Here is a 23,413-nt window from a genome sequence, read left to right on the forward strand (position 1 = left end):
AACGCGTGCATGTCACGACGCGATTCGCGGCCGCCCGGTGGCTGTCGCGACGACGATGGCTTCCACGAAACTGCGCTCGCCTTCGATTGTAGCAACTCTTATGTCGCGTGCGATCTCGATCCGAGCCTGATCGGTCCCGGCGCGCTCGGCAAGACCTGCCGCCAAGACTCGAATGTGGGCTTCGGCTGCGGCCATCGCCTCGTCCTCGGTATCATAGTCGTCCAGCCGCTCGCCGGAATTGAGACGGAAAAGCCCGATCTCCGGTTGGCTGACGCGCGCTTCCGCTGACATTCGCACCTGTCCAACCACGGCGCCCAACGCATTTGCGACATCGGCGTGTTCGGCAATGCTGCATTCATTGCCGATCAATTGCGGCAGCCCGGCAAAGTGCAGCGAAGCCGACGCCCCGAGGCCGATCACCGGCCGGTCGAGCGCGATCGACAGCCGCGCCATGCCGCCTCGCCCGCCAACCGCCCGCTGAACCAGCGGGTTGGCAACGGAGACGCCGCCCTCCAGCCCGTCCTCGGCAAATACCGATTCAAGAATTACTTCGGCAGAACGCCGGGTGACGGCGGCAAGAACCATCTCGGAAAACGCTTCTGCGCCTTTGGCGACACGATGCCCCTGGCCGTCGCGCTTGCGTGAGAACAATTCGGCGCCCAGTCGAGCCGCGACAGGATCCCAGTTCCCTTGCCGGCCGAGCACATGGGCTGCATCGGATGGCGTGAAGCCGACGATATGCACCAGGCCACGTGCGACGAGGCGATTGAGCGTCGCGACCTGTGACGTCGATACGAGCAACCGGTCGAGCGCGGCGGGAATTGCCGAAATGTCAGCATAGAGCCGCGTCTCGGTAACCGTCAGGCCTGCGGCTAGACGTTCGGGCACGCCTGTGCGCAATGCGAAGCGGCCGTCCAGTCGGCTGGTGTTGGGACTGAGCAATTGCCGCTTGAGACCTTGGTATATGGCATCGCCGTGTTTCACCGCGGCGAGCGCGAGCGGTACCAGCCGCCGGGGCCCGAGCACGATCGTCGAAGCCAACGACTGCTCATGAAGCGAAACTTCCGAATCCCCACCAAGGCCAAAGGTGCGCATGGCGACGGCTTCCACCATGGTTCGCATTCCGCCGACGGTGGCGCCTTCCGGATCGAGCCGCAGGCGGCCGCCGTCCAGGACTGCGATGTCGGTGGTGGTGCCGCCGATGTCGGACACCACCGCATCATCGATGCCGGTCATGTACCGCGCCCCCACCAGGCTTGCCGCTGGTCCTGACAGAATGGTCTCGATTGGCCGAGCGCGGGCGAATTCTGCGGTAATGAGCGCGCCGTCGCCACGCACGACCATGAGCGGAGCGACGATCCCGCGTCTTGCCAGAAAGCTCTCGGTGGCGTCGACAAGGCGATCGATCATCGAGATCAACCGGGCGTTGAGAAGCGTGGTCAGCGCCCGACGCGGGCCGCCGAGTTTCGACGACAATTCATGCGAACAGGTCACCGGGAGCCCGGTGCGCTCGCGGATGACGTCACGTACCGCGATTTCGTGTTCGGGATTGCGAACGGCAAAATAGGAGGCCACGGCGACGCCTGAAACTGTGTCGGCGAGAAACGGCAGCGCAGCCACGAGAGCGTCGAGCACCAGCTCACGCGGATCTCCGTGGACGTCATGTCCGCCCGGGCAAAAGATCACGGGATCGGAGCCGAGGGCTTTTGACAATCCGTTCCGGGCAAGGTCGGCTTCAGTGAAGCCGATCATCACCAGCGCGACCCGCCCGCCCTGCCCTTCGACGAGGGCGTTGGTGGCCAGCGTGGTCGACATCGAGACGAGCTTGATCGCGCTGGGCTCGATGACTGCCTCGGACAAAACAGCGTCTGCGGCGCCGGCGATGCCCTCGGCAAGATCGTGTCGCGTGGTCAGCGACTTGGCCTTGGCCACGATGCCTGTGGATTCCGACCACAGCACGGCATCGGTGTACGTGCCGCCAGTGTCAATGCCCAGATAAAGTGGCGACGGCTGGTGCGCACATGCGTTCATTTTGATCAGTCACCCGACCCAGGTTCCGGCGAAAAATATTTCGCGAGCTTGTCCGCTTCGCCGTCGAACGCCTTGGCGTCGGCGGGTGGATCGCGCTTGATCGCAATATTGGGCCACACAGACGCATACTCGGCGTTCAGCGCGAGCCAATCCTCGAGACCAGGCTCGGTATCGGGAAAAATGGCCTTCGCCGGGCATTCCGGCTCGCAGACGCCGCAGTCGATGCATTCATCGGGATGGATGACGAGCATGTTCTCGCCTTCGTAGAAGCAGTCCACCGGGCAGACTTCCACGCAGTCCATGTATTTGCATTTGATGCAATTGTCGGTGACCACGAATGTCATTCGGTGGCCTTCAGACCAAGCCGTAGGTCATATCGAAGGGAATGCGATGGTCATCGATAGCCCGCACGCCAGCGGTGTTTTCAGCCAGGACGATCGAGGCTTTCCGCTCCTGCTCCGACAGATACGTTCCCCACAGGGTGACCACGCCGTTGTTCACGATCACGTCCGAACTCGAGGGCCACGATTCGGATCGCAAGGCATCGACAATCTCCATCCTGATGCTGCTGTCGTCATGCAAGGCCGGAGCGCGCCACCCTTTCCTGGCAATGACCAGCGCTCGCACCAGATTAGCGCGACTGACGATCCCACCACCTGCCCGTCGCGCAGCACTGGGACACGCTTGATCCGATTGTGCTCAAGCAGGGTTGCGATCTCGGCGACTGGCGTACTCTCGACCACCGTCGCAACCTGCTGTGTCATGACGTCGATCACATGATCGGAATGAGATTTGACATAGTCTTCCGCCTGAACCGCGTTGTTGGTGAATAAATGAAGCCACCAGGAACGACCCTGCGGTGCTGTTCCGATCTCCGCCCGGCGGATCAGGTCTCCTTCACTGACGATGCCCAGCAGCGCACCTCGATCGATCACCGGCACGGCGCTGATCCCGTGCGACAGAAGAATATCGGCGACCTCGTCCACCGTACTGTCAGGCCCTACCGCGATGGCCGGCGACGTCATGACGTCCTTGGCGATCAGCATTTCGTTCTCCTTCACCGGCCTGCAGGCGGCAGTACCGGCGGCAAGGTCGTTCCAGAGCCTTGCCCGTTGCCAGCATGGAGATGGATCGCGCGACAAAACTCCCTTGCATGGAAAGCGTACGCTTCCAGATCGGCCGGATCGCCAGCGAACAGCCCCATGTCCTCGGCTTTGTGGAAGAACCAGGGAGCGGGCAAACCAGGATCGAGCGCGTTCACGGCAACGGCCGCAAGCAATGGCAGGCCTTCGTCCGCATCGTCGTCCATCAGTTGTTCGAGTGCACCCTGGATCACGCCTGTTGCTTGCGAACCAACCATGCTCTTGGCCAGTCTTGCATAGGTGATCGGCAGCCGGGTCCGTGCTTGCAGGAGCAGTTCCTCGCGCAGCCGGGTTTTGAGAGCATTGTCATCCACAGGTACGATTGGGATGCCGTCATCTGCGTCAGGGCGATTGGCAGATACCATTCGACCGACGACATGACGCCGAATGTCCGGGCCAGAAAGGATACTGCCGAAATCGTGTTCAAGCCTGTCCATTATTGTCATTGCCGAGCCCAAGGTGCCCTTCGCGCGATATCGCCAAACAGTCCCCTAGCGTTGAGACCTGCTGGCTGGCACCCAATCTGTCGTTTCGCTACGCACGAGCTTCACTCATCCTTATCTGCAAGACAAACGAAATTTATTGCCGTTTCAGCACAATTATTTTGCATCATGATTTCGATCGCGGTGAGGGGCGCAACCCTTTCCTTTTCGGATTCGATATGCATTTTTTACGGACGCGGCCGTCGCCCCCAGCGTCCCGGGTTTCAGCAGGCGGCAATCGCTCCCAAAGCGATCCAGAAGGAGATTTTGAGGATGATCACTGGTGCTCAATGCCGTGCCGCTCGCGCACTGGTCGAATGGACCCGTGAAAAGCTCGCCGGCAATTCAGGCGTGGATGCGCTGGTCATCGAAGAATTCGAGCGCCGGATCAACCTTCCTGACCGAGATATCTGCGACACGCTGCAAACCGCGCTTGAAAGCGCCGGCGCCGTTTTCATTGCCGAGAACGGCGGCGGTATTGGCGTTCGCCTGAAGCTCAACCGCTCGGAAGTCAAGCGGATCGGCGTTCTGGAGAATGAAGGCGGCATTGTCGGAACAGATGCCGTTCCATAAGCAAGACTTCGGGGCCCAATGAATTCATGGTCGCAGCCCGTCGCTGGACAATCCAGGATCGGCATCGGCTTGATAGTGCACACAAGGGAGATGGCTCTCATGACAGTTATCTGGGACGATCTCACCAAGGAGGAGCAGACGGCACTCAAGCGAATGAACCGCGGACCCTACCCATCTCTATCGAAAGCCTTGGCCGAACGTCTTGTCTTTCTCGGGCTGGCTGAAGAAAGACCCAGCGGGACCGGGATAAACCGGGCCGGAAGAGAGCTGGTGATAAGAACGTTGCTTGGCGCCCGCTCTGACTAGTTTAGGATTGATACCCGCCAAACTGCACCGAGGTGGCTGACTTGACTTCCCGGATTGCTTCACCAACTATGGTCCTATGAACGCCGCAGTCAGAATTCGTCGCGATTTTCTTTTCCGGGTTTGCCCCATAGCGGGAATGTAGCCCCCGGCTCGGCTGCCATGCGTGCCCCGAGCCGAGGGGCGGTGCGATTACCCACATGGGATGGTTCCGCAGGACCTCAAGCCTCCGGAGCATTGGCGTTCCATCAAGATTTTCACGAATTGGCTCGATTCCGGCACCCTCCGTGGCGGCTGGTCCGAGCGGAAGCACGAGTATTCAAATGCAAGACAACACGAAAACGCGGCGCAAGCCGAACATCCGCATCTCACAGTCAGACCATGCGCGTCTGTCGGCGGTTGCGAGCACCGTGGCCGCGCGCAATCCGGAGGCCTCCGATGAACTGCTCGCCGAACTCGAGCGGGCACGTATCGTCGCCGATGATTGGGTCTCCGCCGGCACCGTCCAGATGGGTTCGACGGTGACATTCAAGCCCGATACTGGCAATGCCAAAACAGTCACGCTGGTTTTTCCTGGCGACGCGGACATCTCCGAAGGCAAGGTTTCAGTCCTCACGCCGATCGGCACGGCCCTGATCGGCCTCTCGGCCGGACAGTCGATCATGTGGACAGCGCGCGATGGGCGCCGGCACGAACTGTCGGTGCTTGCCGTAGGCCAACCCGCTGCGGAAGGCGATGCAGTCGATCGGCGCGCACCAGCGTCTTCGGCGATCCCGGCAGACGCCTAGACATGGGCGTTTCCATCCGTCTCCTCAATCACGCAGGCAGCCTGATCGCGGGAGTGTGACCCCTGCGCCGGCCTGTCCTGGTCCGGCACAGGGGTAGCTTCCACATCCGATCAAATGCTTGACGCCGGAACCCTTTCACGGGTCCGTCTTGGAGACGCACCATGCCCACTATCGATAGCTGTCAACTGACCACCAAGGACTTCACGATTCTTGAAGTGATGCAAGAGCGCCATCCCCGCGGCGATGCCTTGTCCGTTGTCCTTCAACGGAAGATTTCGAGCGCAATCGTGATGTTTCGAGAAGACATTCCGCCAACGGTCGTGACGCTCAGCACCCGAGTGACCTATCGTGTAAACGACGGCCCTGCCGAGACCCGCATCGTCGCACATGACGAGATGCGCGGTCTGGTTGGCATGCTTTTGCCGATCACCAACCCGCGCGGCCTGGCGCTGCTTGGTCTGGCCGAAGGTCAGTCCATGTCCATTCCGACCGCGCAGGGCGGCCATGAAACGCTGACTGTGCATGAAGTGGTCTACCAGCCGGAAGCGGCAAGGCGGGAGAGATTGGAGCTGGCGGGGGATGCAGCGCCGGACCCGTGGCGACCGAACGGACCGGTTTTGCGCGTCGCCCATCACTCTGATGAGTCACAACCCAAAGCGGAAAACAGCGTCATGGCGGCTTTCAACGACGGGTTCGACGACCCGGGCCGTCGGCCGCCTGAGGCCTCGACTATCCAGAACGCTGGGAAAGCGGGTAGACAAGCGTTCCGTCGAGCCTTGCCTCCACACCGTCGGTGAGCTTCGCCGGCTCGACCTTGTCATGGCCCATCAGATGAAAAACGGACTCGCCACGACTGATCAGATAGTCCGCGACGATTCTTCTGTGGCAACGCCACCAAAGCGTTTCCGAGCACATGATGGCGCACCGCTGCTGCCTGCCAAGGGACACAAGCCGCTCCAGACCGCCATGAAACTCCGCTGACAGCGCGTAGTCGGCGTAGTTGTGAAAACTCTGGTTGAGCCAGAATGCGTTGAGCGTCGGTGGAATGGCGTGCGCCCTGCCGCGCAGGCCGCCAAGCTCGGCAATATGCTCATATCCGATCGCGAAATCCGCAAGGCTGTCCGGCAGCGTTTCGCTGTTGAATTGCGGGTTGGTCCGCGATCGCCGGATGGTCCTTATGTCGACCACCAGGGTAATCTCGCCAACCCGCAACAGGGCGACGAATTCGGCGGTCGGCCGGGTCGAGTGGCCGATGGTGTGGAACGGATAAGGCATGTTCGATCAATCCATGGCGGTGGATTTCTTTCCGGCCGCATGATCAGTGATTTGGAACTGACAGAACACGGTCATTTCACCACCTGCTTCAATCCACGTAGCGCCTCCTGTACGTCGGTTCGCGATGCGCTTGCATCCGGATAGACTGCATAGGCCGGATAGGTGAATTCCGGCGCGCCCTCCACGACCTCCAGCTGCCCGGCCTCGATATGGGGCGCTGCCGCGCCCCTACGGAAATAGCCCATTCCGCCGGCGCGCAGAATGTAGCTCAGCCCAAGCGGACCAAGGCCGACCATTAATCCCGGCTCGCCGAAGGCAGAGGAACTGGCGCCATGTTGGGCCGCAAACAGCGGCCCCCAATCGACATAGACATAGTCCCTTGAGGCGTCCAACTCCGAGTCTCTGTCCGTGCTCCGAACCAGGACGAGTTGTTCCTCAACGAGCAGCTCCACCCTGAAGCCTGACAGCAGCTTCGGCGCATAGAGCACCGCGATGTCGAGAACGCCAGTCCTGAGCTGCTCGAGGAGCTGGTCCGGCACGCCGACCTGGGCTTGGATGGCGATTTCCGGCCTGGCCTTCTTCATCCAGACCAGCCAATCGAGCAGCAGCGGGTTCCACAGGCTGAGCTCCCCGCCCAGGGCAACGACGCTTGTCCGTCCCGATGGGATGGCGAGCTGGTGGCGTGCTCGTTCCCAGATTTGCACGAATGATTGCGCGAACCGCTCGAACTCCCGGCCCGCCTGCGTCAACTGCGCACCATTGCGATTGCGGACAAAGAGCTGACGTCCGAGCTCTTCCTCCAACGTGCGTATCCGCGCGCTGACAGTGGTCTGGGTGACGTGGAGTCGGTCGGCAGCTCTCAGAAAGCTGCCGGAATGGACGATTTCCAAAAACGTGCGCGCGCGGTCGATGTCCATGCTGGTTCCCGATTAGTGCAATAATCTTGCATCAATACAGCATTTAATTCCGTTTGCCTTCCTGTTTTACGCAGCGCAACGTCCACGTAGGCGAGGGTCTCCGCTGTAACGGATATGGAGCGTGCGATGTCTGATCACGAGGATGTATGTCCGGAGACGAGAGAATACGCCTCTCCACCATGCTTTATGCATGAGCTTGTTCCGGGGTACGGCACCGAGCCGGCCGTTCAGGACGCATGGCCCGATGTCTGTCGATGGCGCAAGGCGGAACGCAAGCGCCTGATCGATGAGCGTCTCGCGATCGACGCCGAGGAACGCAATGCGAGGTCTTTACGCATCGCTTCCGTTCTCGACCTGGCCGTCGGTCGGGTGAGCGGGCGGATCGTCAGCGGCTATTGGCCGTTCCGCGGTGAGCCCGACCTCCGCAACTGGGCGATAAAGGTGATTGAGCGCGGCGGTCGGATCGCGTTGCCGGTCGTCATAAAAAAAGGTTGGCCGCTGGAGTTTCGCGTCTGGCGACCCGGAGATCCGCTGGAACGCGGCATCTGGAATATTCTTGTCCCGCCACACGGGCCATCGGTCCAACCGGATGTGGTCATCGCGCCCGTTGTCGGTTTCGACGAGGCTAACTATCGCCTGGGTTATGGCGGCGGCTTCTTCGACCGGACCCTGGCCGCGGCGCCCAGGCGGCCTCTCGTCGTCGGCGTCGGTTACGCCCGCAGCAGGATCCGAACCATCTATCCGCAACCGCACGACATTCCGATGGATGTGGTCGTCACGGATGAATGAATAAACGCGGGCAAGAGCTGGCCTCGTGTGATGGCGGATCGCGGGGATCGTCCATCGTTGAGCCCGTCTGCCTGCCGGCAGTGGAGAGCAGGAAGCACATCATGTCCAATCCAGCCTCGACCTTGGATGGTCACAAGCCCCGGTTTCTCGTCCGATGGCTGTTTTCGACCAACCACAAGGATATCGGAACGCTTTACCTGCTGTTCTCGATCATGGCAGGCGTCTTCGGTACGGCGCTTTCCGTGTTGATCCGCATGGAGTTGCAGGAACCGGGTTTGCAGATATTTGGCGATCCGGGCGTCTACAATGTCGTCGTCAGTGCCCATGGGCTGGTCATGATCTTTTTCGTGCTCATGCCGGCGCTGATTGGTGGCTTCGGCAACTGGATGGTGCCAATCATGATTGGCGCGCCCGACATGGCTTTCCCCCGCTTGAACAACACCTCGTTCTGGCTGCTGGTGGTGTCATTCATCCTCTTCATCACCTCGATGTTCGTTCCGGGAGCGCCCGGTACGCTCGGCCATGGCGGCGGCTGGACGCTCTATCCGCCTTATTCGACGGATGGCCAGCCAGGTCCCGCCGTCGACCTCGTTATTCTGTCTATCCACCTTTCGGGGGCCTCCTCGATCCTCGGCGCGATCAACTTCATCACGACCATCTTCAACATGCGCGCACCCGGCATGACCATGCACAAGATGCCTCTGTTCGCCTGGTCGATGCTGGTCACCGCCTTCATGCTTCTCATGTCGCTGCCGGTGCTCGCCGGCGCGGTCACCATGCTGTTGACCGATCGCAATTTCGGGACGACCTTCTTTTCGCCGTCCGGCGGCGGTGATCCGATCCTCTACCAGCATCTGTTCTGGTTCTTCGGCCATCCCGAAGTCTACATCATGATCCTGCCTGGCTTCGGCATCATCAGCCACGTCATCTCAACCTTCGCCAAGAAGCCGATCTTCGGCTATCTCGGCATGGCCTATGCAATGGTGGCAATCGGCGCGATCGGCTTTGTCGTCTGGGCGCATCATATGTATACGACCGGCCTGTCGGTCGACACGCAGCGCTACTTCGCCTTCGCATCGATGGTCATCGCCGTTCCAACCGGCGTGAAGGTGTTTTCGTGGCTGGCGACCATGTGGGGAGGATCGATAGAGTTCAAGACACCCATGATGTGGGCTCTCGGCTTCGTCCTGCTGTTCACCATTGGTGGCGTCACTGGCATCATGGTTGCGAACCCCGGTATCGATCGCGTGTACCACGACACTTATTTCGTGATCGCTCACTTCCACTATGTGCTGTCTTTGGGGGCGGTCTTCGCGATCTTTGCCGGCTTCTACTACTGGTTCCCGAAGATGACCGGCTACATGTACAGCGAAACGCTCGGCAAGCTGCATTTCTGGCTGATGTTCATCGGCGTCAACCTCGTCTTTTTCCCGCAGCATTTTCTGGGCATGGCCGGCATGCCGCGACGTTACGCCGACTATCCCGATGCTTTTGCCGGCTGGAATTTCGTCTCGTCGATCGGTTCCTACATCTCAACGGCCGGGCTCGTCGTTTTCTTCATCGCGGTTGCCGAGGCCTTCAGCCGCAGACGCCCAGCAAGCGCCAATCCTTGGGGCGAAGGGGCGACCACGCTGGAATGGCAACTGCCATCGCCGCCGCCCTTCCATCAATGGGAGAAGCTGCCGCGCGTTGCCTGAAATTCAGCTCCGGTTCCGAACCGGCGCCTGCTTCGACATTCTGTCGGGAGAACGTCATGAACGAAACCACAGATCCAAACAACCAGATCCTGCTCGTGGCGATCATAGCGTTTTATTGGGCATTGCTGGGCAGTTGGGGCCAAACTCTGCCGCGCTCGGGCAACGACAAGGCCAAGCAGGACGATGCGCCGACAGAGCAGCGAACCGGCAGTATCGACGATATATCCTATACGGACACACGCTTGAATGCGATCCGAGAGATCGACCCAACTTTCGACCTTGCCGCGTTTCTGACCGGTGCCAATATGGCTTATGAAGCTATCCTGCGCGCGTATGCGGACAGCGACATCCCAACGTTGAAGCGTCTCGTCGGGCCGGAAGTGCTCGATATCTTCGGACGAGCGATTGCCGGCCGCCGGGATCGGGGGGAGATGCTGCAACTCACCTTCATTGGCACGAAGGAAGCAAAGGTCGTCGACGCTCTTGCGGAGAACGGCACCGCTGAGATTGCCGTTCGCTTCGTTTCCGACGTGGTCAGCGTTACACGCTCGGCCAACGATGCGATCGTCGCCGGCGATCCCCAGCAGATCGTTGAGGTGATCGATACGTGGACGTTCGCCTGTGACACCCCGTCAACAAAGCGCAATTGGATGTTGATAGCCACGGAAGGCGAGTAACGAGTGCATGCTCATCCGATGCCTGCCTGACAGCCTTGTCAGGTCAACCCGGAGCGCTCGAGCCGCGCGGAATTTCAGCTTTTGACAATGTGCATCCACGATTTGTGTATCACGATCAAATCGGCATGACCGGTTCAGTCGATCATTCTCAAGCCGCGAGCGGGTAGCACCGCCAAAGATCCACTCCCTGAACCTGCTGTAGCCTCAGGCGCCGGATATGGTCAGATCCGCATGCATCGCATCGGCCACATCAGCGATTGATCCACCATCAGATCTTTCCGGAAACACGTCAGCCTTCGCCCTTACGCCGTGGCTCGAAAGGAAGGCGACGATATTGTTCAGGCTGTTCCAGGTTTCATCGGTCGCGGCATCCTCGATCGTGATTATACCAGCCTCCTGAGCCATTTGAAAAAGGGGCACGGCATCGGTAACCGCGCGCTTGGCTTCACGCCTATCCTTCCATCCGACAAGAATCTTGTTGATGCGGAAATTTTCCTGGCTGGTCGAGGCGACGAAGACAGGCCGTCCTGCCTGAAGGATCAGGCTACCGAGGTCGGGTGGAACGACGAAAATTGCCAGAAGAGGCGCCCTCGGGCGACGCTGCGACGATGCCGGCTTGGCCAAGGGGAAAACGTCAACAGACACCCTGCCGCGCAACGCGGCTTCACAACGCGACAACCCTCAAAGCCGGAGGTCTACCTGCACAGTTTCAAAAAAGTCGATGATGAACGATGGTTGTGGTGAGAAGTACGCCGGCCGACGTGATCGTGAATGTCCTCCCTACTCGAACATGATCCGAGCGGTGCCTCTTTTGGCAATCAACAGTCTCCGAGCCTCTTGGATCCGCTCAGCCTGTTGTTTGGAATAGGGACCCATTGGCCGAGTCTTTTCATCGCCGCGACGGACCCTGCAGTACCAGCGGCCCCTGTCCGAAAAGATTTCGACCGAGGTCGGCGCCTCATCGGACGCTTCCCTGGCCACACCGGTAGCGAACTTGACGATCTTTGAATGAACCGCGTCCAATCCGTTGGTGGTGCTCGGTTCCTGTTGCACTGTGGACATAAGTCGAACTCCTTTCAGTCACAGCGACGCACCGCTGCGCCATACGGGTTGCGCTCTCTACGGATCGCGGTGCCCAAGAGCGCTTGCTACCTTGCCATTTGGCGCTCCATTTCCATCTCCGCCCCTAGACTTTCGATGTCACGGAAGATCGAAGCGACAGCCAGCGTGCGCCCTTCGCGCTTGAAGCGCAGCAGGCAGTCCCTGGCACCGATGTCTCCATCGACAGCAATCTCGTCCCATTGCCCGGCATGGCCGACATAGTTGATGGGAACGTCGTAGTGCTGGCTCCAGAAGAACGGCACGGCCGCGAATTTCTCGCGATGGCCGAGCATGTTCAGGGCCGCGGTTTGCCCCTGCCTCTCTGCAACCACCCAATGCTCGACCCGAATGTTCTCGCCAGTGTGAGGATCCGGCCACCGCGCAATGTCGCCGGCCGCGAATATGTCCGGTGCGCTCGTCTCCAGAAAGGCATTTACGGCGACGCCGCGGTCAAGAGTGAGCCCCGCCCTTTCGGCAAGCCCGGTCCGCGGACGCACGCCGACGCCGGCGACGACGAAATCCGCCGTCAACATGTTGCCACTGCTTAGTTTCACTTTGTTGCCGTCGATGCTGCTCGCGGTGTCCTCGAGATGGAACACGACTCCATGCTCCTCATGGAGTGCGCGGATGAAGTCACCCATTTGCGGACCGAGGGCCCGTTCCATGGGTCGTTTATCCGGCGCCACGACATGAACTTCGATATTGCGCGCGCGCAGCGCTGCGGCAACTTCCAAGCCAATGAAACTGGCGCCAAGCACGATGGCGCGGCGCGCAGTCGTGGCTCGCTCGATGATCACCTTGCAATCTGCAAGCGAGCGCAGCGTGTGAACATGTGGCTGATCCGCGCCGGGGATGGAGAGGCGCACCGGTTCGGCCCCCGTGGCAAGTAGCAGTCTATCGTAAGGAATCCTGCTTCCGTCAGCCAGAATGACCTCGCGAGAACGCAGGTCGATATCGACGGCCTTCGTATCGAGACGCAGGTCGATGTTGTTTTTTGAATAGAATTTCTGGCCGCGCAGCGGAATCCAATCCTCCGGAGCCTTCCCTGCGAGGTAGTCCTTGGAGAGATTCGGCCGGTCGACGGGCGGCGCATGGTCGTCGCTGATCATGACGATGCTGCCCTGGTACTGCTCTCGCCGCAGCATTTCGGCCGCCGCGAAACCGGCCGCGCCGCCGCCGACAATGACGACTTTCTCGGGGACCCCGCCCGCGCTTCCGCCGCGCGGCTTCGGCGCCGTCCGTTTGAGTTTCTCGCCCACGAATATCCGCCCATCGCGCTGTTCCACCGACCAGCAAGCGAGTGGATTGAAGGCAGGCGCTCGCAAGGCCTCGCCTGTGCGCAGATCGAAGCAAGCGTGGTGCCACGGACATCGAATGGAATCCGACACCACAAGACCGTCACCGAGCGGCCCGCCGTAATGTGTGCATGTCGCGCCGATGGCGAAGATCTCGGCCCCGCGGCGCACCAGCAACACCTGCTCGTCGCCGCAATGGCCGACAAGCTTTCCGCCATCGGGAAGGTCGGACAGCGCGATCCCCTGGACCAGATCCGGTCCGTTTGATTTGGTATCAGCTTCAGCCATATTCTCGTCCTTGGCGATCCGTGTCAAAACCGCTCGTGCGGCGAGGCGGCACACTGCTTCGGGGTACCTTCTGCCTGGCTAGTGCGCCTTCAGATTCTCAGCATTATCCGCGCCGACATTCCGACTGCGTCATGTACTGGGCTGAGTGGCTCAGACCGCAGTCTCCCGCTCTCGCGGACATCATGCAAACGAATTTAATCGATAGTTGAGTGCAGTTTTCATGATGGCTTTCCCTCCGCGATTCCACTGCGCACAACTACAAGATCGCCTGCCCAGTCTTTCCCCAGTCGGCAAGAAACGACTTGAGGCCCTTGTCGGTGAGTGGATGTCTGGCGAGGTTTCTGAGTATCGCTGGTGGTACGGTCGCGACATCCGCGCCTGCGATCGCCGCCTGTTTGACATGGAGTGGAGTGCGAATTGAGGACGCCAGGATTTCCGTCGTGAAGGATTTGCCGTTGTCGTAGATCGCACTTCAGGTTCGGGAGCGACTCCGGCTGGCACGGTCATCTGATGAGGCGTTGGCGACTCTCGAAACTGAGCCACATCGGGAATTCCCCGCCAATTTAGATACTTCCGGCCTCGGGCCTGGGGTGATGTCCAGGCAGTTCGGAAATGCCTAGGATTAAGGGCTCGTCATTCGCCGCTTGGTCGGACAGACCCATTTCTGGTGCGGCATCACGGCGTCTTGCCACGCAATAAGATAGATTGACAATATATCTTATATAGAGGATCACATCGAAGAGCGAACCAAGGCTTCAGCCAGCTTGCGTCGGAGAAAACAGGAGCTTCGGAATGACCGCGAACGGTCGAAGCAAGAGAACAATCGTGGTCGACGGCGTGCCATTGCCCAACATACTCGACGAGGCAATGATCCGCGGTGTAGTCCACGGGTTTTATGACGAAATTCGCCGTGATGACCTTCTCGGTCCCATTTTCCACGATCGGATCGAGCCAGATAAATGGCCGCAGCATCTGGCGAAGATGTGTGACTTCTGGTCCGCTACTCTACTTCGGACATCCCGATACGACGGCAGGCCACTGCCGCCGCACCTGGTCATAGCCGGCCTCGGCGCGGCGCATTTCCGTCGCTGGCTAATATTGTTTCGGACAACGGTGCGTCGCATTTGCCCGGCCGAGGTGGCGACGCTTTTTATGGATCGCGCGCTGCGAATTGCTCACAGTTTCCGTCTCGCGATCGCCTTCAACCGCGGCGAGACCACGATCGGCATCGAACCTATCGTCGAGAGAGACTTGTGATGCACGACCGGTTTGTGAGTGGTTCCTACAATGCACAGCGATCGACAGGGAGCCGTGATTCATGCGGCTGACCAGCTTTTCGGATTATGCATTGCGGATGCTGATGTACACTGCCGCCGCCGGTAGCCGGCTTATAACGATCGAGGAGGTTGCCCGCACCTTCAACGTGTCGAAGACGCATCTGAACAAGGTCGCCAACACCCTGACCCGTGGCGGCTATATGAAGGCAATCCGCGGCCGTTCCGGTGGTCTCATTCTCGGGCGCCGGCCTGAGATGATCCGGATTGGCGATGTCGTGCGGTTAACCGAGCCGGATTTCGCGCTGGTCGAATGTTTCGCGACCGGAAACCTATGTGTGCTAACCGCCTCCTGCAAGCTTTCAGGCATGTTTGACGAAGCGACAGCCTCCTTCCTGAACGTCCTTGACCGCTACACGCTCGCCGACATCACACTGATGCCCGAAGACTTCCTCGGCGGTCAGATACCACCCGTTCGCACCGGGGCGACACGCAAGACCGTATAATGTTGCGCGGCTTCGACGCGCGCTGTTTTTGCTCGGATGTGAGATGGGCCATGGCTGAACCAAAGAAGAATGATCAACAGGTCACAAAGGACATTGATTCTGATATCGACCCGGACAACACTCTGCTGCCGATGCTTATCGGTGGGCTTGTCCTGATAGTTATCGGAGCGATCATCGTGATGATGTTTGTGTAGTTTCGCAACGATGGCGTGTGACTTTATCGGCCCGGCTGTTGTCTGGGCGCCTGCAACCCCAATTGCGATTTGGCGGATGGAGAACTGTCGGCCGAGGAGGGGAAGTACAGAGCGCGCGACCGGCGGGCGCTTGGACAGCGCATAGCCGGCGACGATGAGCTGCAGGAGGTATATCGTCGTCTGCGCCAGCCCGGCCCCGATGATCCGGCAGAGCCGATCTCCACGGCCGAGATGCGGCGCAAGCGCCTGCTGCTCACCCCGCGGAGACGTACGTCGTCATTGAGTTCAGAACTTGCATTCCGCTTCGTTAAACTACCATTTCGCACTGCTCTTGTTCCGAGCCCCTCATGACGTCGGCGTACCGTTTTGGGTTGAAGTGCAGATAGAGAAACGCTGTGACGGTCACGCAGCCGAGATGCATGATCCATCCGCTGCTGAAGCTCCCGCTCCAGCCATGCAGGAGCGCGGTGGCGAATGGACCAAGCGCGGCGATCAGAAAACCGCCGCCCTGCATCAGCGCAGCCAGCGCGCCCGCCTGCTCCGGGCGCGGCAGATGATCGAGCGCCGTGACGATTGCAAGCGAGAAGCTTCCGCCAAGACCGGCCCCGCATATCCCCACCCACAGAAGGGGCGACAGTGCGGGAAAAACCGCAAGTCCGGCAAAGCCCGCCGCCTGCAGCAGCAGCGTCAGCCAGAGCCAGGGACGGCGGTCGATGCCTCGACGCGCCAGGACAGGCAGCACCAGGGCCGAAGCCGCCTGGCAAATGGCCATCACGGCCACAAGATTGCCGCTGGCGGCACTGCTCCATCCTTGCGCCTGGTAGTAGGGCGCAAGCCAGGCGACCATAGAGGAATAGCCGGAGTTGACCAGGCCGAAGGCCGCCATCAGAACCCAGGTCCGTGGGCGGCGAAGCAGAAAACCGGTCAAGGCGCGATCGGGTCTTGAAGCCTTGGCGTCGGACAGGACGCGGAATGCCGCGCACAGCGCAATGGCGGCGGGAGCCGCGAGCCAGGCAAGGGCTGCCCGCCAGTCGTATCCGTTGTTGACGAGCAGGGGCGCCAGACGTGCGCCGAGCGCCCCACCGCCCATGATCATGCAGGAATAGAGGCCGGTCACGGCGGGTGTGCTGGTCGGGAACTTTGCCTTGATGATCCCCGGAAACGCGGCCTGGATGAAGGCCACCCCCGCCCCGCAAAGTGCCGCCGTCAGGATCAACGACAGGCCGCCGGGCACGACAAGCCTGAGCAGCGAGCCCGCTGTCAGCACCGTTAGCGCCGCGAGCAGGCCCCGGCGCGTTCCGACGGCCGCCTGGATGCCCGGTGCAACGAACGCACCGAGGCCCATCAGCAGCATCGGCAACAGCGTCAGCATGGCCAGGCTGCCATAGCCCATCCCGGTGTCGGCCACGATATCGGCCAATATCGGTCCCGGCGCCGTCAGAAAGGGACGCAGGTTGATCCCGATTAGCACGACGAGGGCAAGCAGCGTCCATTGCCTGTCGGTTGCAGGCTGCGCGGTCATCGACATTTTCGCGCTGTTCATCTGGCGCCCGCTTGCACCAGCAGGGTTATCATCTGCGCATAGCCGTTCCTGCGCGCGTGCCGCAGCGGTGTCGCCCCGTCCTTGTCGGCGAGATTGACGTTGGCGCCGGCCTCGATCAGCCGCCTCACGATCTCGACATGACGCTGCCCGCCATCGCCGAGGATGATGGCCTCCAGCAACGCGGTCCAGCCGAGCTTGTTGACGTGATCGACATCAATGCCGGCATCGATCAGCGCGCCGACGGTCTCGACATGTCCGCGTTCGGCAGCCGGAATGAGCGCGGTACCGCCATAGCGATTGGTGCTCTTCAGGTCGGCGCCGTGCGCAAGCGTCATCTTCAGGATTTCGAGATGCCCGCGCGCGCCGGCGTAGAGATATGGACTATCCTGGATATCGTCCTTGGCGTTGACGTCCGCGCCAGCCTCGATGAGAGTCCTGGCAGCGCTGACCTTGTTGCCGTGGGTCGCGACGAGAAGAGCCGTGCGGCCGTTCTCGTCGCGCGCGTCGATCCGGGCCCCCTCGGAAACAAGCATCTTGATCATGGAGACATCGTCATTTGCCGCAGCCGAGTGAAGCCTTGTCTCATTCATGTTCTGCCCCAACGCTATCGATGGAATGCAGGCGACGATGACGCCCAGCAAAAGTCTGCGCTCGATCATCGGCATCAGCCCCCCGACACGCTGTGCGTGGAAGCCGAGCGGGTTGCTGCGGCGAGCGAAGCCGTCATGCTCCGCCGAGAGGTGGCGAAAGCATCCTGCCTGGGACGGAGCTCCAGGCCGACGAGCAATTCCGCGAGCCTGACAGCCGCCGACACCCCTTCGACGACCGGGACACCGTGAAGGCTGGCCAGTCGCCGCGCCATATCCGACATGCCGGCGCAGCCAAGCACGATGGCGTCGGCGCGATCGACCCGCAGCGCCTCCTGGATTTCTTCGCTGATGATCGACAAGGCCGCCTCGCCATTAGCTTCCAGCGCCAGGACGGGAATGCCGCTCGCCCGCACGGTGGCGAATGGCGAAAGGCCGTAGCGAACCAGATTGTCCTCGAGAATGGGAACGGAAACCGGCAAGGTGGTAATCACCGTGAAGCGCCTCGCCACGATGCTGGCGACACGGGCGGCAGCCTCGCCTATGCCGATGACCGGCTTGCGCGTCAGCATCCGCGCGGCGTCGAGTCCGGTATCGTCGAAGCAGGCGATGATATAGGCGTCCACGGCGTCACTGCGCTCGGCCCCTTCGATACGGTCGAGAAGACCTGGGACCGCCTTCGCGCCATCGATCGCGCCTTCGATAGAAGCCGGGCCGCTGTCGTTCTGCATGGCGATGATTTCGGTGCCCGCCTGCGCGGTTCGCCGCGCCGCGACGGCGATGGATCCCGTCATCGACGCGGACGAATTGGGATTGATGATGCCGATGCGTACCATGGGAAAAATTCCTGAAGCCGCCGCCCGGCCGAACGTGCATCGCTGCCGTTCCGCATCACCGGTGGCCTGTCTCGATATTGAAGCCTATTCGATCAGATCCGTGTCGCGGCTGTGCCGCCAGAACCGGTCCGGGGTCCTGAGCAGATCGCGCAAGCCCAGCCGCTCAATCATCAGTTCCGTCTCCCGTTGCGCAGCATCGAGCACGGCATCCTGATCGACATGAACCGGCTTGCGGTCGCGCAACAGCACGCGTCCGCCGACCAGCACGGTGTGGACGTCGTTGCCGTTGGCAAAATAGGTGACACGGAATTCCGGCATGTTGGCCGGGTAGAGATGCGGGCGCCGCAGGTCGACAAGAATGACGTCGGCCTTCTTGCCGGGCTCCAGCGATCCGACCTGATGGTCGAGGCCCAGGACACGCGCGCCGTCGATGGTGCACATCTCCAGGGCCTTGCCCGGCGGAAGCCAGCTCGGATCGTGGAAATGAGTGCGATGATAGTGCATGCATTGCTGCATGTGACGGAACATGTCCGCGGAGCGGTCCGGCGCGGTCGCATCGGAGCCGATGGCCACCACGACGCCAGCGTCGAGAAGTTCCGTGACCGGGCAGCGCGCGAGAATGGCGGCCACGGCGCTCGGATTGTGCACGATGCTCGTGCCGGTTTCGGCGCAGATCGCTATTTCTTCGTCAGTCAGGGCGGTCGCATGCGACAGCAGTGTGCGCGGCCCCAGAATGCCGATCTCCCCGGCGATCTTCACGCTGCCCTTGGTATGACCATCCTGGGTGAAGATCAGGCCGCGCTGTTCGGCGATCTGCCTGACCTTGCGCGATTGCGCGATGGCGTCCCCTGCCCCGGGACCATCGAGATGTTCCTGATGCATGGTCGGCGTCAGCAGGGCGAGATGCAGACGATCCTCGTGGGTGCCGTGCCAGCGGTCGGCCAGCTTTTGCGAGGTGGCAAGCTGCTGGTCGAACGACACCGGATAATCGGTACGGCTGGCGCCCTTCCAACGTGCATAAGTCAGGGGGTGCGGCGGGCGCGTGGTGCCGACGGCGACCACTGAGCGCGTGCCGATGCCAAGCACGCCTTCCATATGGGCGTTGCCATAGGCCGGATCGTCGGTGCGCATGACCGAATCGCCGCCGCCCAGCAAGGACACGCCGGTCGTCACGCCGAAACGCAGGCGTTCCAGCGCGGCAAGCTGCGCCTCCGCATGCCAGAATTCCGGCGTCGAACCCACCGTATAGGCACCTTGGCATGCCCTGTACCAGAGGTCGCTGCGGCCGCCGCCCATCGTCTTGATCAGCCCGTGCCCGGCATGGGCGTGGCTGTCGACGAAGCCTGGCATGACGGCCATGCCGCGGGCGTCGATCGTCTCGCGCGCCGGATGGTCCCGCGCCACGTCTTGCGAAGCGCCGACGGCCACGATGCGGTCTCCCTCGATGGCTACGGCGCCATCGGGAATGATCCGCCGATCGGGATCGACAGCGATGACGGTGCCGTTTCTGATCAGAATGTCTGCCATCACAGGCTCGCTTCTCTTTTTTCGCTGCAAAGGATGCGGTCGAGCGAAGGCGCGAGGCGCAGGAGTTCGCGCGTGTATTCGTGAGTGGGCGCGGAGAACAATGTTTCGGTATCCGCGAGTTCGACGATCTCGCCGCCTTTCATCACGGCGACCCGGTCGCACATCTGCCGTATCACCGCGAGGTCGTGGCTGATGAACAGCATCGACAGCCCGGCAAGATCTCGTAGGTCCTTCAACAGGTTGAGAATTTGCGCCTGCACCGACACGTCGAGCGCCGAGGTCGGCTCGTCGCAGATCAGCAGCGATGGCCGGGGGCCGAGCGCCCTCGCAATCGCGATGCGCTGGCGCTGGCCGCCTGAAAAGGCATGGGCGAACCGAGAGCCGGCCTGCGCCGGCAGGCCCACCGCCTCGAGCAATGTCTCAGCGTCCAGCCGCGCTTCCGCTGCGCTGGAGGCAAGCTTGTAGAACAGGATTGGCTCCGCGATCGCCGAATTGATCCGCAGCCTTGGATTGAGGGCCGAATACGGGTCCTGGAACACCATCTGGAGTGACTGGCGCACGGTCTTGTCGCGACGGGCGGCCAATGCCGTGCCCTGAAACTCTATGGTTCCCGAACTCTGCGTCACGAGACCGGCAATGGTGTTGGCGACCGTGGTCTTGCCGCAACCGGACTCGCCGACAAGCCCGAAGATTTCGCCGCGGCGCACCTCGAAGGAGACGTCCTTCACGGCCTTGAAGACCGATGCCTTGCGGCCCGGGATGAACGAGCGCTGGCCGTATTCCACGCAAAGATTGCGTACAGTCAGCGCGGCTTCGCCGTTGCGCCCCGCAGCGGTGCCGGTGTTCTTGGAGCGCACGGCTTCGCGCGCCTCCAGTGTCGTCTTCGTTTCCTCGCTTGGGACCGGCAGACGGTCAAGGCGAATGTCGATCGGCGGAACGGCGGCGATCAGCGTGCGCGCGTAAGGCGCCTTGGGCGCCGTCAGCACATCGCGTGTCAATCCACTCTCGACCACGCAACCGTTCTGCATGATCGTGACCCGGTCGGCAATTTCCGCAACCACGCCCATATTGTGGGTAACCAGCAGGACGCCGACGCGGCGATCATCGGCAAGTTCGCGGATCAACTTGAGGATTTGCGCTTGCACCGACACGTCGAGCGCCGTCGTCGGCTCGTCGGCGACGATCAGCCTTGGGTCGCAGGCAAGTGCGGTGGCGATGACGACACGCTGGCGTTGGCCGCCCGACAATTGATGCGGATAGTTGCCCAGCCGGCGTTCCGGCTCGGGAATGCCGACGGCTCTCATCAATTCGAGCGCGCGGGCCCTGGCTTCGCGGCGCCCGATCTTCAGATGCGCCAGCATGCCTTCGCACAACTGGCTTTCCACGGTGAAAAGCGGGTTCAGGCTTGTCATCGGATCCTGAAAGATCGCGCCGACGTCACGGCCTGGAATGATCCCCTTGGTGCGACCGGTTCGGATGTCGATCGGCTTGCCCGCTATGGTGATGGTGCCGGAAGCAATCCTGCCGGGAGCCTGCAACAAACCCATCAGCGCATTGCCGACGGTGGTTTTTCCCGCACCGGATTCTCCCACCAGCGCATGTATCTCGCCGGGCCGGATCGTCAGGTCGATGTCGTCGACGGCAGCGAGAATGCTGCCGTTGGCAAGCGGATATTCGACCCGCAGATTCCTGATGTCGAGTGCGTGTGGCGTTGTGTTTTTCATCAGTTCGCCATCAGTTTGGGGTTGAAGCGATCGCGCAGGTAATCGCCGATTATGTTGACTGCCAGAACCAGGACGACCAGCACGACGGCGGGCATAACGGCGATCCACCACAGGCCAGAGAACAGGAACTCGTTGCCGATGCGGATCAGCGTGCCGAGCGAGGGATAAGTGGCCGGCATGCCGGCGCCGAGGAACGAGAGGGTCGCCTCCGTCAAGATCGCGCCCGCCAGATTGATGGTGGCGATCACCATGACGGAGCTCATCACGTTGGGCAGGATGTGCCGCATCATGATGCGGCGGGAGGGAAGACCGATGACCTTGGCGGCTCGTACATAGTCGCGGGAAATTTCCACCATGCTGGAGGCCCGCACGGTGCGGGCATATTGCACCCATTCGTTGACGGCGATCGCGAAGATCAGGATGACCGGTGCCCAGTTCGAGACCGTATCGGCGCTCAATTGCGCGCGGGCTATGCCGCTGATCAGAAGCGCGACGAGGATCGTCGGAAAGCTCACCAGAACATCGGCGATCCGCATCACGATGCTGTCGATGATACCGCCGAAATAGCCGGCTATCGATCCCAGCGTGACGCCTATGGCAGCGGCCAACAATACCGCCCCGGCGCCGATCAGCATCGATATGCGCAGGCCGAAGAGGATGACCGAGACCAGATCGCGTCCCTGATTGTCGGTGCCCAGCAGGAAGCGCGGATCGCCACCGTCCATGAACACGGGCGGGATTTCCATGTCGATCAGCGAATATGAGGAGACATCGCGCGGATCGATGGGTGCGATCAACGGAGCGAAGATCACCAGCATCAGCATGGTCACCAGAATCAAGCCAGCGATCATGACCGAGATGGGAGGAAGCCTGCGCGACAGAGACACCTGCGTTGCCATCATTTTGTCCTCAGCCGCGGATCGATCAATGCGTAGAGCATGTCGACGACCATGTTGATCACGACGAACAGGAAGCCGACGAACAGCAGATAGGCCGCGAGGACGGGGATGTCCGGATAGCCGACGGCGTTGGTGAAAAGCAGCCCCATGCCCGGCCACTGAAAGACGGTTTCCGTGACAATGGCGAAGGCGATGAGTTGTCCGATCTGCAGCCCGGTGACGGTCACGACCGGCATCAAGGCATTGCGCAGCGCCAGACGGCCGTAGATGTAGCGGCGGGGCAGACCGCGCGCGAAGGCGAAGCGGACATAGTCCGAAGAGAGCACGTCGATCATCTCGGAGCGCACGAGGCGCATGATCAGCGTCAACTGGAACAGCGCCAGTGTGATCGAAGGCAGGATCAGCGATTTGAGGCCGGAGGCCGTCAGGAAGCCTGTCTTCCAGAAGCCGAGATCGACAAGCTCGCCACGCCCCGAGGACGGCAGCCAGCGCAGACTGACGGCGAAGATCAGGATGAGCAGCAGGCCGGTGACGAATGTCGGCATGGATATCCCGACGAGGGTCAGCGACTGGATCAGCCGCGACAGAAAGCCGTTCGGCTTCAGGGCGCAGAGAACCCCCGTCGGGATGCCGATGAACAGCGACAGGAGGGTCGCGACCACGACCAGTTCCAGCGTTGCGGGAAGCCTGGTCAACAGCAGGCTGACGACAGGCTCCTGGTAGCGAAAGCTGGTGCCGAGGTCGCCATGAAGCGCGCGCCCGACGAATTCGAGGAACTGTACGAAAAGTGGCCTGTCGAGTCCGAGAGCGACGCGCAAGGCATCCTTCTCAGCCTGGCTCGCGCCTTCGCGCACCATCGTGGCGACCGGATCGCCGACGAAACGGAACATGATGAAGGCGATGGCGGTTACGGCAACCATCACGAGGATGGCCTGCAACAGCCGCACCGATAGAATCCGGATCAT

Annotated in this window: 26 protein-coding genes and 1 pseudogene; 10 read left to right on the plus strand and 17 right to left on the minus strand. The window is 61.3% G+C overall.

Annotation, left to right across the window (positions count from 1 at the left end; genetic code table 11):
- Positions 1-12: 12 nt before the first annotated feature.
- From FJ949_RS26865 to FJ949_RS26880, 5 genes are read right to left on the minus strand one after another with little or no spacing between them, the layout of a single operon-like run.
- A complete protein-coding gene (locus FJ949_RS26865; RefSeq protein ID WP_140500690.1) occupies positions 13-2,031 on the minus strand; it encodes a hydantoinase/oxoprolinase family protein in 2,019 nt (672 codons plus the stop codon).
- Positions 2,032-2,036: 5 nt separating this feature from the next.
- Positions 2,037-2,375, minus strand: a complete 339-nt coding sequence (fdxA, locus tag FJ949_RS26870; RefSeq protein ID WP_140500691.1) for a ferredoxin FdxA — start codon at positions 2,373-2,375, stop codon at positions 2,037-2,039.
- A 10-nt stretch (positions 2,376-2,385) separates the two neighbouring features.
- Positions 2,386-2,589, minus strand: a complete 204-nt coding sequence (locus FJ949_RS30545) for a BON domain-containing protein (protein WP_140879976.1) — start codon at positions 2,587-2,589, stop codon at positions 2,386-2,388.
- Entirely contained in the window at positions 2,535-3,077 is a 543-nt protein-coding gene (locus FJ949_RS26875; protein WP_210239489.1) for a CBS domain-containing protein, read from the minus strand. Before FJ949_RS26875 ends, FJ949_RS30545 begins: the two co-directional genes overlap by 55 nt.
- Positions 3,078-3,088: 11 nt before the next feature.
- Positions 3,089-3,610, minus strand: coding sequence for a hypothetical protein (locus tag FJ949_RS26880; protein WP_140500692.1), 522 nt, complete (start codon positions 3,608-3,610; stop codon positions 3,089-3,091).
- Positions 3,611-3,784: 174 nt separating this feature from the next.
- Here FJ949_RS26880 and FJ949_RS26885 point away from each other — a divergent pair, with 174 nt between their 5' ends.
- The 4 genes from FJ949_RS26885 (at position 3,785) to FJ949_RS26900 (ending at position 6,116) form a co-directional block, all read left to right on the plus strand.
- Positions 3,785-4,228 (plus strand): hypothetical protein, encoded by a 444-nt coding sequence (locus FJ949_RS26885; RefSeq protein ID WP_224646934.1) that lies wholly within the window; start codon positions 3,785-3,787, stop codon positions 4,226-4,228.
- A 99-nt stretch (positions 4,229-4,327) separates the two neighbouring features.
- A complete protein-coding gene (locus FJ949_RS26890; protein WP_140500693.1) occupies positions 4,328-4,534 on the plus strand; it encodes a hypothetical protein in 207 nt (68 codons plus the stop codon).
- A gap of 320 nt (positions 4,535-4,854) precedes the next feature.
- Entirely contained in the window at positions 4,855-5,319 is a 465-nt protein-coding gene (gene rnk / locus FJ949_RS26895) for a nucleoside diphosphate kinase regulator (RefSeq protein WP_140500694.1), read from the plus strand.
- Positions 5,320-5,480: 161 nt separating this feature from the next.
- On the plus strand, positions 5,481-6,116 hold the full coding sequence (locus FJ949_RS26900) for a nucleoside-diphosphate kinase (RefSeq protein WP_181172173.1): 636 nt from the start codon (positions 5,481-5,483) through the stop codon (positions 6,114-6,116).
- Here FJ949_RS26900 and FJ949_RS26905 read toward each other — a convergent pair.
- Together FJ949_RS26905 and FJ949_RS26910 are read right to left on the minus strand one after the other, a co-directional pair.
- Positions 6,049-6,594, minus strand: coding sequence for a DUF488 domain-containing protein (locus FJ949_RS26905; protein ID WP_140500695.1), 546 nt, complete (start codon positions 6,592-6,594; stop codon positions 6,049-6,051). The two genes, FJ949_RS26900 and FJ949_RS26905, sit on opposite strands and share 68 nt — an antisense overlap.
- Before the next feature lie 71 nt (positions 6,595-6,665).
- Positions 6,666-7,511 (minus strand): LysR family transcriptional regulator, encoded by an 846-nt coding sequence (locus tag FJ949_RS26910; RefSeq protein WP_140500696.1) that lies wholly within the window; start codon positions 7,509-7,511, stop codon positions 6,666-6,668.
- A gap of 126 nt (positions 7,512-7,637) precedes the next feature.
- On the opposite strand from FJ949_RS26910, the gene FJ949_RS26915 reads away from it, so the two are divergent.
- The 3 genes from FJ949_RS26915 (at position 7,638) to FJ949_RS26925 (ending at position 10,674) form a co-directional block, all read left to right on the plus strand.
- Positions 7,638-8,300, plus strand: a complete 663-nt coding sequence (locus tag FJ949_RS26915; RefSeq protein WP_140500697.1) for a 5-formyltetrahydrofolate cyclo-ligase — start codon at positions 7,638-7,640, stop codon at positions 8,298-8,300.
- Positions 8,301-8,401: 101 nt separating this feature from the next.
- Complete coding sequence (ctaD, locus tag FJ949_RS26920) at positions 8,402-9,997, plus strand: cytochrome c oxidase subunit I (RefSeq protein WP_140500698.1); 1,596 nt, start codon at positions 8,402-8,404, stop codon at positions 9,995-9,997.
- Between the two features lie 56 nt (positions 9,998-10,053).
- A complete protein-coding gene (locus tag FJ949_RS26925) occupies positions 10,054-10,674 on the plus strand; it encodes a Tim44/TimA family putative adaptor protein (RefSeq protein WP_181172172.1) in 621 nt (206 codons plus the stop codon).
- Between the two features lie 204 nt (positions 10,675-10,878).
- Here FJ949_RS26925 and FJ949_RS26930 read toward each other — a convergent pair whose 3' ends face one another.
- From FJ949_RS26930 to FJ949_RS26940, 3 genes and pseudogenes are all read right to left on the minus strand, one after another.
- Positions 10,879-11,298, minus strand: a complete 420-nt coding sequence (locus FJ949_RS26930; protein WP_140500700.1) for a universal stress protein — start codon at positions 11,296-11,298, stop codon at positions 10,879-10,881.
- A 524-nt stretch (positions 11,299-11,822) separates the two neighbouring features.
- Entirely contained in the window at positions 11,823-13,358 is a 1,536-nt protein-coding gene (locus tag FJ949_RS26935) for an FAD-dependent oxidoreductase (protein WP_140500701.1), read from the minus strand.
- A 256-nt stretch (positions 13,359-13,614) separates the two neighbouring features.
- Positions 13,615-13,824: pseudogene (locus FJ949_RS26940) on the minus strand (transaldolase family protein); the annotation flags it as partial.
- Between the two features lie 326 nt (positions 13,825-14,150).
- Between FJ949_RS26940 and FJ949_RS26945 the strand changes: the two are divergent.
- From FJ949_RS26945 to FJ949_RS30475, 3 genes are all read left to right on the plus strand, one after another.
- Positions 14,151-14,615, plus strand: a complete 465-nt coding sequence (locus FJ949_RS26945) for a group III truncated hemoglobin (protein ID WP_140500702.1) — start codon at positions 14,151-14,153, stop codon at positions 14,613-14,615.
- A 61-nt stretch (positions 14,616-14,676) separates the two neighbouring features.
- The gene (locus FJ949_RS26950; RefSeq protein WP_140500703.1) at positions 14,677-15,138 is read left to right on the plus strand and encodes an Rrf2 family transcriptional regulator; all 462 of its coding nucleotides are present in this window, start codon (positions 14,677-14,679) and stop codon (positions 15,136-15,138) included.
- A gap of 50 nt (positions 15,139-15,188) precedes the next feature.
- Positions 15,189-15,332, plus strand: a complete 144-nt coding sequence (locus tag FJ949_RS30475) for a hypothetical protein (RefSeq protein ID WP_181165452.1) — start codon at positions 15,189-15,191, stop codon at positions 15,330-15,332.
- A gap of 307 nt (positions 15,333-15,639) precedes the next feature.
- On the opposite strand, the gene FJ949_RS26955 is transcribed toward FJ949_RS30475, so the two are convergent.
- The 7 genes from FJ949_RS26955 to FJ949_RS26985 all read right to left on the minus strand — a co-directional run bounded on the left by FJ949_RS26955 (position 15,640) and on the right by FJ949_RS26985 (position 23,413).
- Complete coding sequence (locus FJ949_RS26955; protein ID WP_224619935.1) at positions 15,640-16,875, minus strand: cyanate transporter; 1,236 nt, start codon at positions 16,873-16,875, stop codon at positions 15,640-15,642.
- Positions 16,872-17,534: an ankyrin repeat domain-containing protein gene (locus tag FJ949_RS26960; protein WP_140500704.1), complete on the minus strand. Its 663-nt coding sequence runs from the start codon at positions 17,532-17,534 to the stop codon at positions 16,872-16,874. Before FJ949_RS26960 ends, FJ949_RS26955 begins: the two co-directional genes overlap by 4 nt.
- A 5-nt stretch (positions 17,535-17,539) precedes the next feature.
- A complete protein-coding gene (locus FJ949_RS26965) occupies positions 17,540-18,298 on the minus strand; it encodes an aspartate/glutamate racemase family protein (protein ID WP_140500705.1) in 759 nt (252 codons plus the stop codon).
- An 84-nt stretch (positions 18,299-18,382) separates the two neighbouring features.
- The gene (locus FJ949_RS26970) at positions 18,383-19,825 is read right to left on the minus strand and encodes an amidohydrolase family protein (RefSeq protein ID WP_140500706.1); all 1,443 of its coding nucleotides are present in this window, start codon (positions 19,823-19,825) and stop codon (positions 18,383-18,385) included.
- Entirely contained in the window at positions 19,825-21,549 is a 1,725-nt protein-coding gene (locus tag FJ949_RS26975) for an ABC transporter ATP-binding protein (protein ID WP_140500707.1), read from the minus strand. Before FJ949_RS26975 ends, FJ949_RS26970 begins: the two co-directional genes overlap by 1 nt.
- Positions 21,549-22,448, minus strand: a complete 900-nt coding sequence (locus FJ949_RS26980; protein WP_140500708.1) for an ABC transporter permease — start codon at positions 22,446-22,448, stop codon at positions 21,549-21,551. The genes FJ949_RS26975 and FJ949_RS26980 overlap by 1 nt, the downstream gene beginning before the upstream one ends.
- Positions 22,448-23,413 (minus strand): ABC transporter permease, encoded by a 966-nt coding sequence (locus tag FJ949_RS26985; RefSeq protein WP_140500709.1) that lies wholly within the window; start codon positions 23,411-23,413, stop codon positions 22,448-22,450. The genes FJ949_RS26980 and FJ949_RS26985 overlap by 1 nt, the downstream gene beginning before the upstream one ends.

This window comes from Mesorhizobium sp. B2-4-1 (assembly GCF_006442185.1).
In the GTDB taxonomy this organism is placed as follows: Bacteria; Pseudomonadota; Alphaproteobacteria; order Rhizobiales; family Rhizobiaceae; genus Mesorhizobium.

Excerpts from the sequence above, each read along its gene's own strand:
- FJ949_RS26875 (WP_210239489.1), bottom strand. The coding sequence starts at position 3,077 with ATGCTGATCGCCAAGGACGTCATGACGTCGCCGGCCATCGCGGTAGGG.
- FJ949_RS26955 (WP_224619935.1), bottom strand. The coding sequence starts at position 16,875 with ATGAACAGCGCGAAAATGTCGATGACCGCGCAGCCTGCAACCGACAGG.
- FJ949_RS26880 (WP_140500692.1), bottom strand. The coding sequence starts at position 3,610 with ATGGACAGGCTTGAACACGATTTCGGCAGTATCCTTTCTGGCCCGGAC.
- FJ949_RS26965 (WP_140500705.1), bottom strand. The coding sequence starts at position 18,298 with ATGGTACGCATCGGCATCATCAATCCCAATTCGTCCGCGTCGATGACG.
- FJ949_RS26985 (WP_140500709.1), bottom strand. The coding sequence starts at position 23,413 with ATGATCCGGATTCTATCGGTGCGGCTGTTGCAGGCCATCCTCGTGATG.
- FJ949_RS26885 (WP_224646934.1), top strand. The coding sequence starts at position 3,785 with ATGATTTCGATCGCGGTGAGGGGCGCAACCCTTTCCTTTTCGGATTCG.
- FJ949_RS26890 (WP_140500693.1), top strand. The coding sequence starts at position 4,328 with ATGACAGTTATCTGGGACGATCTCACCAAGGAGGAGCAGACGGCACTC.
- FJ949_RS26970 (WP_140500706.1), bottom strand. The coding sequence starts at position 19,825 with ATGGCAGACATTCTGATCAGAAACGGCACCGTCATCGCTGTCGATCCC.
- FJ949_RS26935 (WP_140500701.1), bottom strand. The coding sequence starts at position 13,358 with ATGGCTGAAGCTGATACCAAATCAAACGGACCGGATCTGGTCCAGGGG.
- FJ949_RS30545 (WP_140879976.1), bottom strand. The coding sequence starts at position 2,589 with ATGGAGATTGTCGATGCCTTGCGATCCGAATCGTGGCCCTCGAGTTCG.
- FJ949_RS26960 (WP_140500704.1), bottom strand. The coding sequence starts at position 17,534 with ATGATCGAGCGCAGACTTTTGCTGGGCGTCATCGTCGCCTGCATTCCA.
- FJ949_RS26900 (WP_181172173.1), top strand. The coding sequence starts at position 5,481 with ATGCCCACTATCGATAGCTGTCAACTGACCACCAAGGACTTCACGATT.
- rnk (WP_140500694.1), top strand. The coding sequence starts at position 4,855 with ATGCAAGACAACACGAAAACGCGGCGCAAGCCGAACATCCGCATCTCA.
- FJ949_RS26945 (WP_140500702.1), top strand. The coding sequence starts at position 14,151 with ATGACCGCGAACGGTCGAAGCAAGAGAACAATCGTGGTCGACGGCGTG.
- FJ949_RS30475 (WP_181165452.1), top strand. The coding sequence starts at position 15,189 with ATGGCTGAACCAAAGAAGAATGATCAACAGGTCACAAAGGACATTGAT.
- FJ949_RS26925 (WP_181172172.1), top strand. The coding sequence starts at position 10,054 with ATGAACGAAACCACAGATCCAAACAACCAGATCCTGCTCGTGGCGATC.
- FJ949_RS26915 (WP_140500697.1), top strand. The coding sequence starts at position 7,638 with ATGTCTGATCACGAGGATGTATGTCCGGAGACGAGAGAATACGCCTCT.
- ctaD (WP_140500698.1), top strand. The coding sequence starts at position 8,402 with ATGTCCAATCCAGCCTCGACCTTGGATGGTCACAAGCCCCGGTTTCTC.
- FJ949_RS26980 (WP_140500708.1), bottom strand. The coding sequence starts at position 22,448 with ATGGCAACGCAGGTGTCTCTGTCGCGCAGGCTTCCTCCCATCTCGGTC.
- fdxA (WP_140500691.1), bottom strand. The coding sequence starts at position 2,375 with ATGACATTCGTGGTCACCGACAATTGCATCAAATGCAAATACATGGAC.
- FJ949_RS26950 (WP_140500703.1), top strand. The coding sequence starts at position 14,677 with ATGCGGCTGACCAGCTTTTCGGATTATGCATTGCGGATGCTGATGTAC.
- FJ949_RS26910 (WP_140500696.1), bottom strand. The coding sequence starts at position 7,511 with ATGGACATCGACCGCGCGCGCACGTTTTTGGAAATCGTCCATTCCGGC.
- FJ949_RS26865 (WP_140500690.1), bottom strand. The coding sequence starts at position 2,031 with ATGAACGCATGTGCGCACCAGCCGTCGCCACTTTATCTGGGCATTGAC.
- FJ949_RS26975 (WP_140500707.1), bottom strand. The coding sequence starts at position 21,549 with ATGAAAAACACAACGCCACACGCACTCGACATCAGGAATCTGCGGGTC.
- FJ949_RS26905 (WP_140500695.1), bottom strand. The coding sequence starts at position 6,594 with ATGCCTTATCCGTTCCACACCATCGGCCACTCGACCCGGCCGACCGCC.